This window comes from Nonomuraea glycinis, from assembly GCF_035920485.1.
Classification (GTDB): domain Bacteria; phylum Actinomycetota; class Actinomycetes; order Streptosporangiales; family Streptosporangiaceae; genus Nonomuraea; species Nonomuraea glycinis.
This window is the reverse complement of sequence record NZ_CP109166.1, coordinates 7,938,123-7,957,503: the sequence shown is the minus strand read 5'-3', so window position 1 is coordinate 7,957,503 and position 19,381 is coordinate 7,938,123. Positions and strand designations below refer to the sequence as shown.

General features: G+C 73.0%; 10 protein-coding genes. 8 read left to right on the top strand and 2 right to left on the bottom strand.

Annotation, left to right across the window (positions count from 1 at the left end; genetic code table 11):
• Positions 1-166 precede the first annotated feature (166 nt).
• Positions 167-1,405 (top strand): PP2C family protein-serine/threonine phosphatase, encoded by a 1,239-nt coding sequence (locus OHA68_RS37425; RefSeq protein WP_327104477.1) that lies wholly within the window; start codon positions 167-169, stop codon positions 1,403-1,405.
• Between the two features lie 84 nt (positions 1,406-1,489).
• On the opposite strand, the gene OHA68_RS37420 is transcribed toward OHA68_RS37425, so the two are convergent.
• Positions 1,490-2,116: an FMN-dependent NADH-azoreductase gene (locus OHA68_RS37420; RefSeq protein ID WP_327104476.1), complete on the bottom strand. Its 627-nt coding sequence runs from the start codon at positions 2,114-2,116 to the stop codon at positions 1,490-1,492.
• 78 nt (positions 2,117-2,194) lie between these two features.
• Between OHA68_RS37420 and OHA68_RS37415 the strand changes: the two genes are divergently transcribed.
• Entirely contained in the window at positions 2,195-2,746 is a 552-nt protein-coding gene (locus OHA68_RS37415) for a TetR/AcrR family transcriptional regulator (protein ID WP_327104475.1), read from the top strand.
• 63 nt (positions 2,747-2,809) lie between these two features.
• Complete coding sequence (locus OHA68_RS37410; protein WP_327104474.1) at positions 2,810-3,652, top strand: FRG domain-containing protein; 843 nt, start codon at positions 2,810-2,812, stop codon at positions 3,650-3,652.
• A gap of 35 nt (positions 3,653-3,687) precedes the next feature.
• Here OHA68_RS37410 and tnpA read toward each other — a convergent pair whose 3' ends face one another.
• Positions 3,688-4,119, bottom strand: coding sequence for an IS200/IS605 family transposase (gene tnpA, locus OHA68_RS37405; protein ID WP_327104473.1), 432 nt, complete (start codon positions 4,117-4,119; stop codon positions 3,688-3,690).
• Positions 4,120-4,525: 406 nt separating this feature from the next.
• On the opposite strand from tnpA, the gene OHA68_RS37400 reads away from it, so the two are divergent.
• The 5 genes from OHA68_RS37400 (at position 4,526) to OHA68_RS37380 (ending at position 19,380) form a co-directional block, all read left to right on the top strand.
• Positions 4,526-5,269, top strand: coding sequence for an RNA-guided endonuclease InsQ/TnpB family protein (locus OHA68_RS37400; protein WP_327104472.1), 744 nt, complete (start codon positions 4,526-4,528; stop codon positions 5,267-5,269).
• A 110-nt stretch (positions 5,270-5,379) separates the two neighbouring features.
• A complete protein-coding gene (locus OHA68_RS37395; RefSeq protein ID WP_327104471.1) occupies positions 5,380-6,519 on the top strand; it encodes a carboxylate-amine ligase in 1,140 nt (379 codons plus the stop codon).
• Positions 6,520-7,614: 1,095 nt separating this feature from the next.
• On the top strand, positions 7,615-8,907 hold the full coding sequence (locus OHA68_RS37390) for a thioesterase II family protein (protein ID WP_327104470.1): 1,293 nt from the start codon (positions 7,615-7,617) through the stop codon (positions 8,905-8,907).
• A 13-nt stretch (positions 8,908-8,920) separates the two neighbouring features.
• On the top strand, positions 8,921-13,906 hold the full coding sequence (locus OHA68_RS37385) for a non-ribosomal peptide synthetase (RefSeq protein WP_327104469.1): 4,986 nt from the start codon (positions 8,921-8,923) through the stop codon (positions 13,904-13,906).
• The gene (locus OHA68_RS37380) at positions 13,903-19,380 is read left to right on the top strand and encodes a type I polyketide synthase (protein WP_327104468.1); all 5,478 of its coding nucleotides are present in this window, start codon (positions 13,903-13,905) and stop codon (positions 19,378-19,380) included. The genes OHA68_RS37385 and OHA68_RS37380 overlap by 4 nt, the downstream gene beginning before the upstream one ends.
• Position 19,381: the final 1 nt, after the last annotated feature.

Genomic DNA, 19,381 nt, shown 5'->3' with positions numbered 1-19,381 from the left:
CCACCAGGTCACGCCCCCGCGTTCCGCGTCACGATGCGGGTACGGCAAAGCGCTCCTGGTTTTCCTGGGCCGTTTAACCACCTTTGACATGGGCTTTCACGAATCAAGCGGGTGAGGCGTCGATAATTGTCAGCAAGAATCAGCCGAAACAGGGGCAAACAACGCCATGAACGGCCCTCGCGGCGTGGATCGGATGCTGGTCAGCCTGCTGGACCTCGGCGGGCAGGCCACCCTGGAACGACTGCCGTCCCTGGTGGGACAGCACCTTCCGGCGGCGGGCATCCGGGCCTGCCTGATCTACCTAGCCGACCTGCAGCAGACCAGGATGCGCCTGCTTCCTGACCTGGACGCCCCGGTGCCCGAAGGAAACGACAAACCGCCCGAAGAGCTGCGCATCGACTCCACCTACGGCGGCCGGGCCTTCCAGGAGGACCGGATTCTGCGCCATCGTGACGAGAACGGCCGGGGGTGCTGGTGGGTGCCCTTGCGCAACGGAGCCGAACGCCTGGGCGTGCTGCACGTCCTGGCCGACCGGCCCGACGACGTGGACGAGCAGCTCGTCCGCGCGCTGGCCGCGATGGTGGCACTCTTCGTGGCGAGCAAACGCGCCTTCAGTGACGCCTACCCCCGCCTGGTGCGTTCGCGGCCGATGAACGTGGCGGCGGAGATGCTCTGGCACCTGATGCCCCCGCTGACGTTCGCCAACGCCGAGGTCACGGTCGCCGGGGTGCTGGAGCCGGCCTACGAGATCGGCGGCGACGCCTTCGACTACGCGCTGGCGGACGACGTCGTCCATCTGGCGATCTTCGACGCCATGGGGCACGACCTGGCCGCCGGGCTGGCCGCCAACCTCGCTCTGGCCACCTCCCGCAGCCTGCGCCGGCAGGGCGCGGACCTGGCCGCGAACAGCGAGGGCATCGAGAGCCTGCTGCTGAAGGAGCTGGGCGAGAGCTGCCGCTTCGTCACCGCCGTCATGGCCGACTTCGACCTGCGCACCGGCGCGCTCACCTGGGTCAACCGAGGCCACCCCCCGCCCATCCTCATCCGGGGCGGCCGGTGGATCACCGCGCTCGAGTGCCCGCCCGCGCCGCCGCTGGGCCTGGGCCTGGACCAGCCCGTCACCGTCTGCCGTGAGCAGCTCGAACCGGGCGACCGCCTGCTTCTCTACACCGACGGCATCATCGAGGCCGGCAGCCATCAGGGGAAGGAGTTCGGGGTGGCCCGCTTCGTCGACTTCATCCTGCGCCACTGCGCCGCCCGGCTGCCCGTCCCCGAGACGCTGCGCCGGCTCATCAAGGACGTCCTCGACCACCATGACGGCCGGCTCCACGACGACGCGACCGTCCTGCTCACCGAATGGCACGGGCGCACGGGCACCTGCGAGGTGAAAGGTGGCCCCTCCTGAGCCTTCCTCCGGCCTCTCCTGAGTCTTCCTCCGCACCACGCCGGCCGCGGCAGGCGCCCCGGGGTGCTCCGCAGGATCGGCCGGCTATCCGGCGGCCTCCTTCAGCGCCGCGGCCAGCGACTCCTCGTGCCGGTCCCGCAGGTGCGCCAGCGCCGGGTCGAGGCGGGCGTTGGCCAGCTCGGCGTGGATGAACCGCACGTCCTCGACCCGGAAGTGCCCCTGGAAGAAGTCGCGCAGATAGCGCTCCTGATGGTCGTACGGCTCGCGAGGAGTGCCGGGGCCGTACGCGCCGCCGCGCGCGCTGGTCACCACGAACGACCGGCCCGCGAGCGACATCCTGGGAAAGGTGATCTGGTCCAGCCAGGCCTTCAACGCCGAGGGGATCGAGTAGTTGTACATCGGCGTGCCGATGAGGATCACCTCGGCCGCGACCACCTCGTCGAGCAGCGGCTCCACGATGGCCCAGGCCGCACGCTGGGCAGGGGTGCGGACCGCCTCCCGATAGCGCGAGATGTCGGTGATCTCGTGTTCGAGGATGTGGTCGCACAGCTCGGTCCAGGCCTCGCCGATGTGCGGCACGGGCCGTGCGGCCAGGTCGCGGTAGACGTAGCCGGCTCCGGGATGGGCGGCCCGCCAGGTCTCGGCGTACACGCCCGACAGCTTCCGCGAGATCGACGCCCCGCGGGCACTGCCGTCCAAGTGAAGCAGCATGAGCTCTCTCCCCGTCGTATGTGGACACGGTGTCCGTTTGACTATAACCGGACGGCGTGTCCACATACAATCGGGCATATGGAGAGAGCCGACGCCGCGCACAACCGCGCACGCATCCTCGAGGCGGCCGCGCTGCTGTTCGCGGAGCGGCCCCCGCAGGACGTGACGATGGACGACATCGCCAAGAAGGCCGGGGTGGGCCGGGGCACCCTCTACCGCCGTTACCCCGACCGGGCGTCCATCGCCGTGGCGCTGCTCGACGACCACGAACGGGAGCTGCAGGAGCGCCTGCTGCGCGGCGATCCGCCGCTGGGCCCGGGAGCGCCGCCCGCCGAGCGGCTGGCCGCCTTCTACGCCGCCATGGTGCGCCTGCTGGAGGACCACTCCCACCTGGTGCTCGGCTCGGAGGTGGGCCGCTCCCGCTTCGAGACGGGCGCGTACGGCTTCTGGCGCGCCCACGTGCGCACGCTCCTGTCCGCCGCGGGCACCCCCGGCCCGGACGCGCTGGTCGAGGTCCTGCTCGCCCCCCTGGCCCCCGAGGTGTACGGCTACCAGCGCAGGGTGCTCGGCCTCAGCCCGGAGCAGATCGCGCGGGCGCTGGCCCGGCTCACCCGCCTGCTGGATCGGTGACCCCCGGGGTCAGGTGTGGGGACGAAGGCCCGGGGCAGCGGAGGCCGGGTGAGGATGAAAGAGGTGTCCTCCTGGAGGGAGCTCGACGACGCCATCTGCGAGGCCAGCGGATCCCGCCGGCCGGGGCTCGCGCATTCGACGCTGGTCTTCCGCGGCCTGGCGAAGAGCTCGTTCTCACACGTGTCCAGCCTGGCGCGGCTGGAGGGTGACTACGCGGCGCTGGAGCCGCATCTGGTGCGTAACTTCCGCAAGTACGCCTACCGCGCGATCCCGGGCCCGACCGTGTGGGACTGGCTGGCGCTCGGCCAGCACCACGGACTGCCCACCCGGCTGCTGGACTGGACCTTCTCGCCCCTGGTGGCCCTGCACTTCACCACCGCCTCCTGGCCCGAGGAGGACGGCACCCTGCTCGCGGTCGACTGCGACCGCACCCACCGGCTGCTGCCCGAGTCGCTGCGCGCGCCGCTGGAACGCGAAGGGGCGCTGGTGTTCACCACCGAGATGCTGGGCGAGGCGGCCCGCGATCTGGCGAGCTTCGACAGGCTCACCACCGACCAGCCGTTCCTGGCCTTCTTCGAGCCGCCGTCGCTGGACGAGAGGGTGGTCAACCAGTCGTCGGTGCTGTCGGCGACGTCCCGGCCGACGTTCCAGGTGGAACAGTGGCTCGGCGAGCATCCCCGGCTGTGCCGTGGATGGACGGTTCCGCCACGGGTCAAGGCGGAGATCAGGGAGCGGCTCGACCAGGCGGGCGTCACCGAGCGGATGCTGCTCCCCGGACTGGACGGGCTGGCGGCCTGGCTGCGCCGCTACTACACCCCCGGCACCATCGAGCAGGGCGAGGCCGACGGTGGCGGGTCGATGGGCGGCAGGGACCGCGGCCAGGAGGAGGGGCGGATGACCGCGTGACAGCCGGTTTCCCGGTTCTACCGTCCACCCCCCGATCAGAGCGGCCGGTTCTGCTGCTCGATGTACTGCTTGACCATAGTCAGCGTGGCTCCGCCAGCCGACCCGGCGAAGTAGGAGCCAGACCAGAAACGGCCACCACCAGGCTGGTGGTCGCGGACGTGGGTGCCGAACTCTTTGCGCAGTATCCGAGCTGAGACCCCCTTCAGCGAGTTGACCAGCTTGGACAGGGCGACCTTGGGCGGATAGTGGACCAGTAGGTGAACGTGGTCGTCTTCGCCGTTGAACTCGCGAAGCTCGACCTCGAAGTCGGCGCAGATCTCCCGCATGATCTGTTCGCAGCGGGACAGCATCGGGCCGGTGAGAGCCCCCCGCCGGTACTTGGTGAGGAACACCAAATGGGCATGAAGGTGATATTCGACGTGTCGTCCGGCGCGCACATCGGGGTTCGGTTCCCATCTCGGTGACATAAACCAAATGATACGATCACGGTGTGGAGTTGGTGAAACAAGCGCGGGCGCAGGTGACCCGTCTGGAGTTGAGCGCGGCCCAGGTGGCGGTGCTGGACGGTCAGGCGCACACCGCCCGCGCGCTGTGGAACCTGCTGCACGAGTACGTCACCTTCCGGCAGGGCCGCCTGGCGATGTTGAAGCAGTGCGACGAGGCGATCCGGGCGGCTCGCCGCGAGATCGACTGGCTGGGCCAGTTGCCCGCCCAGGCGGCTCAGGCGGTGCTGAAGACCTACCGGCAGGCATGGGCGAACTTCTTCAACCCTGAGCATCCCGCCGACCGCCCGACGTTCAAGGCCCGGTTCCGATCCCGGCCGGGCGGATCACCGGAGCCCGGCTGGTCAAGGACGCCTTCGGCTGGCAGATCGTGTTCCGCACCGAGACCATGGCCGCCCCGGTCACCGGCGCCCATCCCGGTCCCGTCGTGGGGATCGACCGGGGGATCACCGTCGCCCTGGCGCTGTCGGACCAGACCACACGCGAGCACGGCCCCTGGTTGAGCGCCGGTGAGAAAGAGCGCCTGCGCCGCCTGGAGAAGAAATCCGCCCGCCGGCGCGCCGCCCGCACCCCCGGACAGCCGACCTCCCACCGGCTGACCCGCACCTACGACCAGATCGCCAGGCTCCGCGCGACAGCCAAGCGCCGAGCCGTCGACTGGCAACACCAGACCACCACCGAACTCGCCGCCACCTTCAGTGTGGTCGTGGTGGAAGATCTGAAGATCACGAACATGGTCCGCTCCGCCAAGGGCACGATCGAACGATCCGGCCGCAACGTGCGGCAGAAGGCGGGGCTGAACCGCGCCATCACCGGCGAGGCGTGGGGCCGCACGGTCACCCTGCTGGAGTACAAGACCCGTGATCGCGGCGGGCTGGTGGTGAAGGTCCCCGCCCCCGGCACCTCGCAGACCTGTCACCGGTGCGGGCACCGCGACCCGGCCTCCCGTGACGGCACCCGGTTCTCCTGCGCCAACCTGGCGTGCGGGTGGAGCGGCCATGCCGACACCAACGCCGCGATCAACATACGCAACGCCGCAGGAACTGCGGTGTCAGGACGTGGAGACCTCGGGGCCACCCGGTCCGCGAAGCGTCAACCCCCGCACGCCGCTTAACCGCGACGCGACGGGAGAATCTCCGGCCTCCAGGCCGGGGAGGAGTTCAAGTGCGAAGTCGTCATTTCGGGGGAGAGGAGCGGAAGCGGTACAGGCGGGGGGTGGTGGCGATGACGCCTTCAGCGGGAGAGATCACGCTCGGTGTGGAGGAGGAGTTCCACATCGTCGACGCGCGGACCCGGCACCTCGTCTCCAAGGCGGGCCTGCTGCTCGACATGCTGCCCAAGGACCGCTTCACCAAGGAGCTGCAACGCTCCACCCTGGAGGCCAACAGCGCGCCCTGCGCCCGGCTGGAGGACCTCGGCCGTGACCTGGGCCGGATGCGGGCGACGGTGATCGCGACGGCGGCGGAGGTGGGCCTCGGCATCGTGGCGGCGGGCAGCGTGCCGCTGGCTGACCTGGAGCAGATGAAGATCTCGCCGGACGCGCGCTACGAGCGGATGCTCGACGACTATCAGGTGCTCACCCGCGAGCAGCTCATCTGCGGAACCCAGGTGCACGCCCAGATCACCGACCCGGATCTGGCGATCGCCGTCGCCCACCGGGTGGCGCCGTTCCTCCCGCCGCTGCTCGCGCTCAGCACCAGCTCGCCGTACTGGCTGGGCGCCGACACCGGATACGCCAGCTACCGCACCCTGGTGTGGCAGCGGTGGCCCACCGCCGGGCCGATGGCGAAGTTCGCGTCGGCCGCCGCGTACCGGCGGATGATCGAGGAGCTGATCCGGTCCGGGGTGATCAGCGACCCCGGGATGATCTACTACGACATCCGGCCGTCCGCGCACGTGCCCACGGTGGAGCTGCGGATCTGCGACTCCTGCCCGCGCGTGGCGGACATCCTGCTGATCGCGGGACTGTTCAGGGCACTGGTGCTCAGGGCGCTGGCCGAGGTGCGCCGTGACCCGGACGGCGAGGTGCAACTGGAGCCGGTGCGCGCCGCCACCTGGCAGGCGGCCCGCTCAGGGCTGGAGGGCGAGCTGGTCGACCCGGTCGAGGGAACGCCCGCTCCGGCCGCCCAGGTGATCACCCGCCTGGTGGCGAGCCTGCGCCCGGAGCTGGAGGAGTGCGCGGACTGGGCGTTCGTCTCCGCTCTGGCCGCCGACGCGCTCCCCCGGGGCAGCTCGGCGGCACGCCAGCGCCGGGCGTTCGCCCGCCGCGGGGAGCTGGCCGACGTGGTCGACCTGCTGCTGACCGAGACCAGGCCCGGCGGGTGGGGCAATGGCGGCCACTGCTCGCCGGCGGCGTCAGGGTGACCGCTCGCTCGTAGGGGCGTGTGTAACGGCCCAGCCGAAACTTTGGACCGTCCAGAAACCTCGCGAGAGGTCGCCGAATTCGCGTACGCGGGTTGAAGTCGGAGTCATTGCGCGGGGCCGCGGAATGGTAAAGCTGATCACCGCGGAGTTCGTACGAAGTGAAAAGCGAGGTGAAAAGGACGCGGCATTCAGGCGTCGCGAATCGGGGTGTCTCAACACGGGTGGTCCGGACCGTGGCTGAGTTGTGTCAGGTCGGTGGCCTCCGGGGCGGGTTTCGGTGCGGCGCGAGCTGGGATTATGGTGCGCAGGGGCGGGGCCCAGGCCGATATGCAGGCATATTTTGGGTTCTTGACAAGTCGGATTTTTCGCGGTCGGGAGCCCAGTCGATGGCGGGACGCCCGCTGTGGCCATGCTGAATGATCTCTGTTCGGGTGACTTAGGTCGCCGGCAGTGGATCTTGGTCGCTCGGAAATGGTCGCCCGCGTGTGCGGCGGAACTTCTTTCGGTGCGGGCCTGCCCTTGGAGTGGGGCGAGAAATGCGGTGATCACGGCTTATTCGGTGGGCCGGCGCGCTTGGCCGCGGTGCCCCCTGCGCGAGAGAGTGCGACAAATCTGATCAATGTGGTACAAAACGGGATAAGTCGGGCATGGGAAGTGTTCTGGGGGGCCGGAATGGAGTTTCGGTCAAGTCGGGTGTGGGGCCATCTATCATCGCCGATCTGACAGATCAAGTGCCCATCGGGGTTTGATGTGCGTTTCGCGGGACTACGGTTCCCGGCCTGGTTATCGGGCCGTTGACTCCAGGCTCCAAAGATAGATATAAGAGTCACTGTCGAACTTCGGTGCGACATCGTATGAAATCTCGTAACTGTTCGTAGTAAATCCTTTTCGATGTTGTTTTGAGGCATTTGTCGAGGAGCGCCGTAACATGGCGATTGACGACCTCTGTATTCAGCGACGAATCGAGCTTCCGCCGTCCTTGGCGGCGGCGCGGCCGGTAGTGACCTCATGCCGGGGAGGTGCGGGGCGATCACAGGCCAGCTGACCGCGGCGCCGCACGGTTCCCACCCCTCGAACCCATGCTCTGCCCGCACGATGTTCTGCCTGCCGTACGCCGGAGGAGGCGCGAGCGCCTACACCGGGCTCCTTCGCGAGCTCACCGATCTCACGGTGGTCCCCATCCAGCTTCCCGGCCGGGAGAACCGCATAGCCGAACCCCCGGCTTTCACGATCCAGGAGATCGCCGACGAGATCGCGCCCGCCACGGACGCGCCGTACCTGCTGTACGGCCACAGCATGGGCGCGCGGATCGCCTTCGAGGTGGCCCGTGAGCTGCGCCGTCGCGGCCTGCCGGGGCCCGCCGGGCTGTACGTCGGCGGCGCGCACCCGCCGCATCGCAAGGTGCCGCTGGCCGCCTCCGCCGATCTGCCCGACGACGCCTTCATCGACCAGCTCGTCCGCCGATCGGGTGCGCTCCCGGAGCTCAAGCACGTCCCCGAGCTGCGCGAGCTGCTGCTGCCGGTGCTCCGGGCCGACTTCGCCTGGATCAAGAACTACCGGTACGCGCCCGAGCCCCCGCTGGACTGCCGCATCGTCGCCTTCACCGGCCTCGACGACGGCGAGGTGGGCGCGGAGGAGATGCTCGGCTGGGCCCGGCACACCACGGCCGGCTTCCACCTGCGCACGCTGCGCGGCGGCCACCTCTTCGTCAAGGACCGCCCCGCCGACCTGGCCGCGCTCGTCACCGCGGACCTGACGGGCCGGCACGCCCCGCCGGAGCCCGACGAGGTGCACCTCTGGCTGGACCAGGACTCCGGCCCTGCGAGCCGCGACCGGGTCCTGCGCCACTACGACGGCCAGGCCACGATCGCCGTGAGCCACGCCGACGGCCTGACCCTGCTGGCCGCGGCCGCCGGCCCCGAGGTCGGCGCCGCCGTGCTGCGCGCGGGCCACTCCGCCACCCTGTCCCCGCCGCCACATTCCCAGCCACCACACGCCTCGCCGCCACACCCCACGACAGCGCTGTCCGGGTCGCCGGGCGAGACGGCTCAGCGTGGCATGGCGGAGTTGAGCGCGGCCGAGCGGGAGCAGATCGAGGACGCGGCCGAACAGGACCGGCAGTGGCTGGCACTGCGGGCCGTCGCCGCCAAGAGGGCGTTGCTGGCCGCCGACGGCCAGGGCGCCGATCCCGCGCTGGCCGGCTTTCCCGACCTCGCCGACCCCGGCCCCTGGCGTGCCCAGGGCGGCCCGGGGCTGGACCGGCTCGCCCGGTGGCGGGTCGTCCACCTGACTCTGCACACCTCACGGGGGGAAGCGTTGGCCGCAGTCGCGGTGCCGTACGACAGGGTGCGGCTGAGATTCGACATGCCCGCCGAACAGGCCGAGTGACGGGGTGACCGGGATGAGCATCGGGCCACTGCTGCATGACCTCGTCCTGGCCCAGGCCAGGCGTACGCCGGACGCGCCGGCCGTCCGGCAGTGGGACCGGACGCTGACCTACCGGGAGCTGACCTCGGCCGCCTCGGCGCTGGCCCGCCGCCTGCGCGCGCTGGGGGCGGGGCCCGAGGTGCGGATCGGCGTCTGCGGCCGCCGTACTCCCGAGCTGCTGATCTGTGTGCTGGGCGTGCTCATGTCCGGTGGCGCGTACGTGCCGCTGGACCCGTCGCACCCGCGACGGCGGCTCAGCGGGATCATCGAGGACGCGCAGATCACCACGGTCGTCGCCGATGACACCGGCGTCGAGCTGCTGTCCGGGCTCGCCGTCGACCTGATCACCCTGGCGGAGGACGCGCCCCCTCCCTCGGCCCAGGCGCCGGATTCGCCCGCGATCCCGGCGGGGGCGGCGGCCTACGTGCTCTACACCTCCGGCTCGACCGGGCGGCCCAAGGGGGTCGTGGTGAGCCACGCCTCGGCGGTGTCCTTCGTCACGATGGCGGGGGAGGTGTTCGGGCTCGACGCCGGATGCCGGTCGATCGGGTTCGCCGCGCTCGGCTTCGACGTGTCGGTGCTCGACGTGTTCGCGCCGCTCGCCCGTGGCGGGTCGGTGATGTTCATCCCCGACGGCGATCGGGTGGACGCCGTACGCCTGCAGCGCTTCCTGGAACGGCACCAGGTGACCTGGGGGACCATCCCGCCCGCGCTGCTCCCGCTGCTCGACCCGGAGCGGCTGCCCGCGCTCCGCGACCTGCTGACGGCGGGGGAGCCGGCCGGGCCCGAGCAGGTCGCGCGCTGGTCGAAGCCGGGAGTGCGGCGCTTCCACAACTGGTACGGGCCCACCGAGACCACGGTGTGCGTCGTCGGCACCGAGCTCGACGGCGCCTGGGACCGGCCGCTGCCCATCGGGCACGCGCTGCCCGGCTGCACCGCGTACATCCTCGACGACCTGCTCCAGCCCTGCCCGCCCGGCACGCCCGGCGAGCTGTGCATCGGCGGGCCGCAACTGGCCCGCGGCTACCTGCACCGGCCGGAGCTGACCGCCGAACGGTTCGCGCCCGACCCGTACGGCGAGCCCGGCGCGCGGCTGTACCGCACCGGGGACCAAGTCGTGCTGGACGACGAGGGGCGCATCGGCTTCATCGGGCGGCTGGACCGGCAGGTGAAGGTCCAGGGTCAGCGCGTGGAGATCGGCGAGATCGAGGCGGTGCTGCGCGCTCACCCGGACATCCACCAGGCGGTGGTCGACGTGGACACCGGCGCGACCGGCCTGAAGGAGGTCACCGCCTACCTGGCGCCTGCGGCCGCGCCCGGCGTGGCGGACGTACGCGCGCACTGCCTGGAGAACATGCCCGCGTACATGGTCCCCACCAGGGTGGTACGGCTGGCGGCCCTCCCGCTCACGGTGGCGGGCAAGATCGACCTGGCGGCCCTGCGCGCCCACCGTCCCGCCGGGCCGGAAGCGGCGTCCGGTGTGGAGGGCGAGGCCGGGCGTGGGGTCGCGCGGGCGTGGGCGGCGGCGTTCGGGGGCGGGGAGCCGGGGCCAGGCGACGACTTCTTCGCCAGCGGCGGGCACTCGCTGCTCGCCATGCGGCTCACCGCCCTGCTGCGGGCCGAGCTGGGCAAGGACCTCGCGGTCGAGGACGTGCTGACCGGCCGGACCGTGGCCGGCATCGTCCGCCGCGCCGAGCTTGCCCCGCCCGTGCGGGACGAACCGCCGGGCGAGGCCCCGGCCGCGCTGTCGGCGATCCAGCGGCGGATGTGGTTCGTGGAGCGGCTGGCCCCCGGCACCCCCGCGCACAACATCGCGATGGCGCAGCGTCTGTCGGGCCCGCTCGACGTGGCGGCGCTGGAAGCCGCGCTGGCGGTGGTGGCGCGGCGGCACGAGGTGCTCAGGTGGCGGGTGCCGCAGTCCGGTGGGGTGCCGGTCGTCGCGGTCACCCGGCCGGGACCGGTGCCGCTGCCCATGCGGGACGTGCCCGAGCGGGAGGTGGACGAGCACCTGCAGGCCGAGGCCCGGCAGCCCTTCGACCTGGAGTCGGGGCCGCTGTGGCGGGCCCTGCTGCTGCGCGTCGCCGACGACGAGCACGTCCTGGCCATCACCGCGCACCACCTGGTGTTCGACGGGTGGTCGCAGAAGGTGTTGTACGACGACATCGGCCGCGCCTACCGCCGCGAGACGCTCACCCCGTTGCGGGCCTCGTACGGCGGGTATGTGGCCTGGCTCGCCGGGCGGGACGGCGAGACGGACCTGGAGTGGTGGAGCGCGCGGCTGGACGGCGCGCCCACCGTGCTCGACCTGCCCCGCGACCATCCGCGCCCGCCCGTGCAGACCTTCGAGGGGGCCGCCGCCTCCGCCGAGGTGGCCGCCGGCGTCAGCGCCGGCGTCCGGGACCTGGCGGCGCGGCTGGGCGGCACGCCGTACGCGGTGCTGCTGGCCGCGTACGCGCAGGTGCTGCGGCGGCTCACCGGGCAGCACGACCTGATCGTCGGCACCCCGGTCGCCGACCGCCGTGACCCGGTGCTGGACCCGCTGGCCGGCTGCCTGGTGCACGTGCTGCCGGTGCGGCTGCGCATCGAGGACGGCACCGCGTTCGACACGCACGTGCGGCGTTGCCAGGAGGAGCTGTCCGGCGCGCTGGCCCACCTCGACGTGCGGCTGGAGCGGCTGGTCGACCGGCTCGGGCCGGGGCGTGACCTGTCCCGCAACCCGCTGATCCAGGTCCTGTTCAACATGTACGACTTCACCCTGCCCCGGCTGGACCTGCCGGAGGTCACCGCCCGCCCGTTGCCGCCCGGGCTGCCGGGCGCGCTGTTCGACCTCACCCTGTACGTGGCGGAACAGGACGGGCGTTACGTGCTGCAGGCCGTGTACAACCCCCGGCTGTTCCGCGCCGAGCGCGTCGAGGCGCTGCTGGACGGCTACCTCCGGCTGCTCGCCGACCTGGTCGCCGCCCCGGACCAGCCGGTACGGCACGCCTCACTCCGCCCGCTGGCCGTACCGGCGAGCCCGCTGGCCGTACCGCCGGGCCTGCGGGCGGTACCGGCGAGCCTGCCGGACGGGACGCGCGCGCTGGCCGCCTGGGATGGCCACGGCGTGGTCGAGCGCGCGCTCAAGCAGGTGGCCGACGGCCCCGAGCGGGTGGCGGTCGCCGGCGAGGACGGCGAGCTGACCTACGCCGAGCTGGCCGAGCTCGCGGCCACGACCGGCGCCGCCGTCACCGCGGCCGTACGGTCGGGTGAGGCGGTGGCGATCCTGGCGGCCCGCACCCGCGAGCTGCCCGCGCTGATGCTCGGCGTCCTGACGGCGGGCGCCCGCTGGGCCGTGCTCGACTCCGCCCTCCCCCCGGCCCGCCTGGCGGCCCAGGCCCGCTCGGTACGAGCCCGCGCGCTGATCGCCTGCCCCGGCGTCCCGGTGCCCCCCGAGCTGGCCTGGCTGCCCCGCCTCGGCGAGACCGCGCCGCCTGACACCACCGCCCCTCCCGGCGGTGCCACCCGGACGGGAGGCCCGGAGGGCTGCCAGGCGGTGACGGAGGTGCCGCTGGAGCGGCGCGGGTATCTGTCGTTCACCTCCGGCACCACGGGCGAGCCCAAGCCGGTGCGCGCCGCCGAGCGCCCCTTGGCCCGCTTCCTGTCCTGGTACACCGCCGAGTACGGCCTGACAGCGCAGGACAGGTTCGCGCTGCTGGCCGGTCTGGCCCACGACCCGCTGCTGCGCGACGTCTTCACCCCCTTGGCGCTGGGCGCGCGGCTGTGCGTGCCGGGCCAGGACCGCGTCCGCGACCCCGCCCGCCTGGCCTCCTGGCTGCGCGAGCACCGCGTCACCGTCGCCCACCTCACGCCGCAGCTCGGCACGCTGATCGCCGCCGCCGGGGTCGAGCTGCCCGACCTGCGGCTGGTGCTGTTCGGCGGCGACCGCCTCACCTACGCGGACGTGGCCCGCTTCCGGGCCGTGGCGCCGGCGGCCCGCCTGGTCAACACCTACGGCACCACCGAGACCCCGCAGGCCCAGTCCGTGCACGAGATCACCGGCGAGCCGGCCGGCACGGGCGATCCGGTGCCGGTCGGCCGGGGCGTGGACGGGACGGAACTGCTCGTCCTGGACGCCGGCGGCGCCCCGGCCGCCACCGGAGAGCTCGGGGAGGTGGTGGTCAGGAGCCGCCGCCTCGCGGAGGCGTACCTGGACGACGAGCTCACCCGGCAGCGGTTCAGCCGCGAGCCGGACGGCGAGACGGCCCGCTACCGCACCGGCGACCTCGGCCGCTACGACGCCGAAGGCCGCGTCGTGCTGGCCGGGCGGGCCGACGGGCAGGTGAAGATCCGCGGCTACCGCGTCGAACTCGGCGAGATCGAGGCCGTCCTGGTGGCCCATCCCGGTGTCCGGGCCGCCGCCGCCAAGGTGGCCGAGCAGCCCGGGGGAGCGGTGCTGCACGCCTACGCGGTGCCGCGGAACGCGGCCGTCCAGTCCGGTGAGCTGCGGCGCCACCTCGCGGCCGGCCTCCCCGACCATGCCGTCCCCGCCGAAGTCGTCCTCCTGCCCACCCTCCCCCTCACCCCGAACGGAAAGGTGGACAGAGCCCGCCTGCCCGCTCCCCCGCACCGCCTGGCCGCAGGGCGGGGCCAGGAACCGGCCACGGCGACGGAACGGCTGGTCGCCGGCGTCTGGCGGGAGGTGCTCGGCCTGCCGAGGATCTCCGCCGACGCGAACTTCTTCGAGATCGGCGGGCATTCGCTCGCCACCGCTCAGGTCCAGGCCCGGCTGGCCGCCTCGCTCGGGCGCGAGGTGCCGATCGTGGACCTGTTCCGCTTCCCGACCGTACGGACGCTCGCCGCGCACCTCGACGGCGAGCGCCGGCCGGCCGGTTCGGAGCGCGCCGCGCGGCGGGTCGCGGCGCGCCGGGCACGACCCGCACCACAGCGGCCTCACCAGGCCAGACGGGAGAGCACCGAATGACGTACCACGATGAGGAGCCTGGGGTCGAGCCGATCGCGGTCGTGGGGGTGGCCTGCCGGCTGCCCGGAGCGGAGGACGCACCCGCGTTCTGGCGCAATCTGGTGGACGGCGTCGAGTCCGTCAGGTTCTACACCAGGCAGGAGCAGGAGGCTCTCGGCGTCCCCGACTACCTGCTCGACGATCCGACGTTCGTCCCGGCGGCCGCCATCGCGGCCGACTACGGGGCGCTCGACGCGGCCTTCTTCGGCATGTCGCCCCGTGAGGCGGAGTTACGCGACCCGCAGCAGCGGATGTTCCTGGAGCTCGCCAACACGGCGCTGGAGGACGCCGGGTACGATCCCGCCCGCTACAAGGGGGAGATCGGGGTCTACGGCGCGATCGGCTCGGACGAATACCAATGGATGTACATCCGGCCGAACAAGAAGGTGTTCGCCTCCGTCGGCAACCTCGCCATCTACACCGGCAACCACCCCGACTACCTCGCCACGCTGGTGTCGTACAAGCTGGACCTGCGCGGACCCAGCGTGACCATGCACACCGCCTGCTCCTCCTCGCTCGTCGCCCTGCACGTCGCGTGCGAGGCGCTGCGCACCGGCGAGTGCGACATGGCGCTGACCGGCGGCGCCTCCCTGGAGATGCCCGCCGAATGGGGCTACCAGTACCACCAGGACGGCATCTACGCCCCCGACGGGCACTGCCGCGCCTTCGACGCTTCCGCGACCGGCACGATCTGGGGCGGCGGCGGGGGCATGGTGCTGCTCAAGCGGCTGTCCGACGCCGTCGCCGACGGCGACCACATCCGCGCCGTGGTGATCGGCAACGCCATCAACAACGACGGCGCCAGCAAGGTCGGCTTCTCCGCGCCGAGCTCCGAAGGCCAGGCGGCCGCCGTCGCCCAGGCGCTGGGCGTCGCCCAGATCGACGCGCGCACCGTCACCTACGTCGAAGCCCACGGCACCGGCACCTCGCTCGGCGACCCGATCGAGGTCGCCGCCCTGTCCAGCGTGCTCGGCGCCGGCACCGACGAGGCCGGCTGGTGCGGCATCGGCTCGGTCAAGACCAACATCGGCCACCTGGGCCCCGCGGCCGGCATCGCCGGGTTCATCAAGACCGTGCTCTCCCTGGAGAACGGGCTGATCCCGCCGTCGCTCAACTACGAGCGGCCGAACCCGCGCATCGAGTTCGGCACCAACCCCTTCCACGTCGCCGACACCCTGACCAAGTGGGACACCGACGGCTTCCCGCGCCGCGCCGGCGTCAGCTCCTTCGGCATCGGCGGCACCAACGCGCACGTGGTCCTGGAGCAGGCGCCGCCCGCCCCGCTGCCGCCCGCGCCGCCCCGCCCCGCCCACCTGCTGCACCTGTCCGCCCGCACGCCCGCCGCGCTGGACGCCGCCGTGGCCAGGCTGGCCGCGCACCTCACCGACCGGGAGATCGACCTCACCGACGTGGCCTACACCCTGCGGGTGGGGCGGCGGCAGTTCGCCCACCGCGCCGCCGTGGTGGCCGCCGACGCCGCCGACGCGGTCGCCGCGCTGGCGGACTCCCGGCGCCTGCTGAAGGGCAAGGCGGGCACGCCCCGGGTGGCGTGGCTGTTCTCCGGCCAGGGCGCGCAGTACGCGGGCATGGGCGCCGAGCTCTACCGCACCGAGCACGCCTTCGCCGCGGCCGTGGACGAGTGCGCCGAGATCCTGGCCGACGAGCTCGGACTCGACCTGCGTACCCTGCTCTTCCCCGCCGAGGACGAGCGCGAGGCCGCGAACGAGCGGCTGCGCCAGACGGCGCTCACCCAGCCCGCGCTGTTCACCGTGGAGTGGGCGCTGGCCTGCCTGTGGCGCTCGTGGGGGGTGGAGCCGGCCGCGATGATCGGGCACAGCATCGGCGAGTACGTGGCCGCCACCGTCGCGGGCGTCTTCCCGCTGCCCGACGCGCTGCGCCTGGTCGCCGCCCGCGGCAGGCTCATGCAGAGCATGCCGGAAGGCGCGATGCTCGCCGTCCGCCAGGACCACGACGAGGTGCGCGGCACCCTGCCGGAGGGCCTGTCGATCGCCACCGTCAACGGCCCCGGCACCTGCGTCGTGTCCGGCCCCGGCGAACTCATCGCCCAGTACGCCGCTCAGCTGGACGAAGCCGACATCCAGCACACCGCGCTGCGCACCTCGCATGCCTTCCACTCCGCGATGATGGACCCGATCCTCGGCGACTTCCACGACGCCGTCGCCCAGGCGGCCCGGCACGCGCCCAGCCTGCCGTTCCTGTCGAACGTCACCGGCGCCTGGATCACCGCCGAGGAGGCCACCGACCCGGCCTACTGGACGCGCCACCTGCGCGAGGCCGTCAGGTTCGGCGACTGCGTGAGCACGCTCGCCGCCGACGGCGAGTGGCGGCTGGTGGAGTGCGGGCCGGGCCGTCAGCTCGCCGGCCTGGCCAGGGGCCAGCTCGCCCGGACCGCCCCGGCGCCGCTGGCCAGCCTGCCCGGCCCCGCCGACGCCAAGTCCGACCTGGAGATCATCTACGCGACGGCCGGCACCCTGTGGACCACCGGTGTCCCGCTCGACACCGAAGCCCTGGCCGAGCCCGCCCGCCGCGTCCCGCTGCCCGCCTACCCCTACGAGCGCGCCCACCACTGGGTGGACACCCCGGTCGACCCGGAGCTCGTCTTCCCCCGGCCGCCGAGCACGGGCGCGCAGCCGTTGGAGGACTGGTTCTCCCTGCCGGCCTGGCGTCAGGCCCCCGTCGCGCCCGCCTCGCCGTCCGTCCTGGCCGGCGTCCGCTGCCTGGTGTTCGCCGGTCCCGCGGCGCAGCCGCTGCTCGACGGGCTGCGCGCGGCCGGCGCCGACGTCGTCGCGGTGGTCGCGGGCAGCGAGTACGGCACCGCGCCCGACGGAACGATCACCCTCCGCCCGGCCGAGCGCGACGACTACGAGACGCTCATCGCCCGCACGGGCGTGCCCCAGCGGATCATCCACGCCTGGGCGCTGGACGGCGACCCCGCCCGCGACGCCGCGCAGACGCGTGCCGCCCAGGACGTGGGCTTCTTCAGCCTCCTCGCCCTGGTGCAGGCCCTGGCGGCGGCCGAGCGGGACGCCGGCGTCCGGCTCGACATGCTCACCGCGAGCACCCAGGGCGTCATCGGCCAGGACGTCCGCAGGCCCGAGCACGCCACCGTCGCCGGCATCACCGGCGTCGTCCCGCTGGAAGCCCGCTGGCTGGCCGTCCGCCACCTCGACCTGGAGTCGGCGGCCTACGACCCGGCCGCCGTGCTGGCGGAGCTGGCCGCCGAGCACGCCGACCCCGAGGAGGGCGTGCCGCCCTCTCCCGTCGCGCTGCGCGCCGGCCGCCGCTGGGTGCGCGGCTTCGCGCCGGTGCCGCTCGAGCCGCAGGACGACCCGCTGCGCCGGCACGGCGTGTACGTCATCACCGGCGGACTCGGCGGCATCGGCCTCACCCTGGCCGAGGACCTGGCCGTGCGCGCCGAGGCCAGGCTGGTGCTGCTCGGCCGCTCCGGGCTGCCGCCCCGCGCGGAGTGGGACACCCTCGACGGGGCGCCGGAGCGCACCCGCCGGGCCGTCGCCGCGATCCGCAGGATGGAGGCGGCCGGCGCCGAGGTGGTCGTCCTGGCCGCCGACGTGACCGACCCCGCCTCCCTGCGGCGAGCCAGGACCGAGGCGCTCGACCGGTTCGGCCGCGTCGACGGCCTCATCCACGCGGCCGGTGTCCCCGGCGGCGGCATGGCCGAGGTCAAGGAGCGCGAGACGGCCGAGAACGTCATGGCACCCAAGATCACCGGCACGCTGGCGCTGCGCGAGGTGTTCGGCGAGCTGCCGCTCGACTTCGTCATGCTGTGCTCCTCGGTGACCGCCGTCGCGGGCGGCTTCGGCCAGGTCGACTACTGCGCCGCCAACAACTTCCTCGACTCCTACGCGCACACCTGGCCCGGCCACGTCGTGTCGGTGAACTGGGGAGCCTGGCTGGAGGTCGGCATGGCGGCCGAGGTCGCCGCCCCCGTGGCCTTCCGCGCGCTGCAACGCGGCGACCGGGTCACCCGCCTGGACCACCCGGTGCTCAGCCACCGCCACGAGAGCGCCGGCCGCCGCCCCTGGTACGCCGCGACCCTCTCGGCCGAGACCCACTGGGTGCTGAACGAGCACCGCGTCGCCGGCGTGCCCGTCATGCCCGGCACCGGCTACCTGGAGACCGCGCGCGCCGCCTTCGCGGCCGCCGTGCCCAGCCCCGCCCCCGGCCACGTGATCGAGCTGCGCGACGTCGCCTTCGTCGCGCCGCTCCCGGTCGCCGACGGGTCCACCGCCGAGCTGCGGGTGCTGCTCACCCCCAGCGGCGACGGCATGGACTTCGAGGTGATCAGCGTGACAGGAGGCGGGTCCACCCAGCACGCCCGGGGCTCGGCGGTGTGGGTGGCCGCCGAGGAACAGCCCGGTGACCTCGCCGACGTCCGGGCCCGCTGCGGCTACGGCTCGGCGGACGTCGCCTCGTTCACCTCGGCGTCCGGACTGCTCGCCTTCGGGCCGCACTGGAACAGCCTGCGCGCCGTGCAGCTCGGCCAGAACGAGCAGCTCGCCCGCCTGGAAGCCGGCCCCGACGTCGCCGCCGAACTGGACCGCCTGCCCCTCCACCCGGCGCTGCTGGACGAGGCGACCGCGTACATCGCCGTCTCCGGCGAGCACAGTTACCTCCCGCTCGGCTACGGCCGCGTCACCGTGCACGCCCCGCTCCCGGCCCGGTTGTGGAGCCACGCCCGGCACCGCGACACCGGCGGCGGCGAGGTGCTCGCCGCCGATCTCACCCTGTACGACGACGCGGGCGAGGCGGTGGTGACCATCACCGACTTCGTCCTGAGGCGCATCGACAAGCAGGCCGTCACCAAGACCGTCGGCGAAGGGGCCCGGCAGGGCGCCGAGGAGGCGGCCGTCAACGAGGAGTCCGCCACCGCCGGCGTCGCCCTCGACCTCGACGGCGCCAAGCGCGGCATCACGCCGGCGGACGGCGCGGAGGCCTTCCGCCGCCTGCTCGCCGCCCGCCTGGGCCCGCAGGTGGTCGTCAACGCCACCGCGCTCCCGGAGTTCGTGGCGGGCGTCCGCGAGCTGACCCAGGACACCGTGGCCGACGAGCTGGACGCGGCCTCCGCCGCCGGCGGCCAGGACGCGCTGCCGTCCGACCACGTGGCACCGCGCAACGACCTGGAGAGCACCCTCGCCGGGCTGTGGGGCGAGGTGATCGGCGCCCGCCAGGTCAGCGTCGAGCAGGACTTCTTCGAGCTGGGCGGCAACTCGCTCGTCGCGGTCCAGCTCATCGCCCTCATCAGGAAGAAGATCGGCGTCCGGCTGCCGATGCGCAGCCTCTTCCAGGTGCCGACCGTCGCCGGCATGGCGGCCCTCGTGGAAGAGCTGCGCGGCCAGGACGCGCCCCAGCAGGCAACGACGATCACCAGGCTCCCCCGCACGGAAAGGCGCTGAC

Excerpts from the sequence above, each read along its gene's own strand:
- OHA68_RS37425 (WP_327104477.1), top strand. The coding sequence starts at position 167 with ATGAACGGCCCTCGCGGCGTGGATCGGATGCTGGTCAGCCTGCTGGAC.
- OHA68_RS37420 (WP_327104476.1), bottom strand. The coding sequence starts at position 2,116 with ATGCTGCTTCACTTGGACGGCAGTGCCCGCGGGGCGTCGATCTCGCGG.
- OHA68_RS37415 (WP_327104475.1), top strand. The coding sequence starts at position 2,195 with ATGGAGAGAGCCGACGCCGCGCACAACCGCGCACGCATCCTCGAGGCG.
- tnpA (WP_327104473.1), bottom strand. The coding sequence starts at position 4,119 with ATGTCACCGAGATGGGAACCGAACCCCGATGTGCGCGCCGGACGACAC.
- OHA68_RS37395 (WP_327104471.1), top strand. The coding sequence starts at position 5,380 with ATGACGCCTTCAGCGGGAGAGATCACGCTCGGTGTGGAGGAGGAGTTC.
- OHA68_RS37390 (WP_327104470.1), top strand. The coding sequence starts at position 7,615 with ATGTTCTGCCTGCCGTACGCCGGAGGAGGCGCGAGCGCCTACACCGGG.
- OHA68_RS37385 (WP_327104469.1), top strand. The coding sequence starts at position 8,921 with ATGAGCATCGGGCCACTGCTGCATGACCTCGTCCTGGCCCAGGCCAGG.
- OHA68_RS37380 (WP_327104468.1), top strand. The coding sequence starts at position 13,903 with ATGACGTACCACGATGAGGAGCCTGGGGTCGAGCCGATCGCGGTCGTG.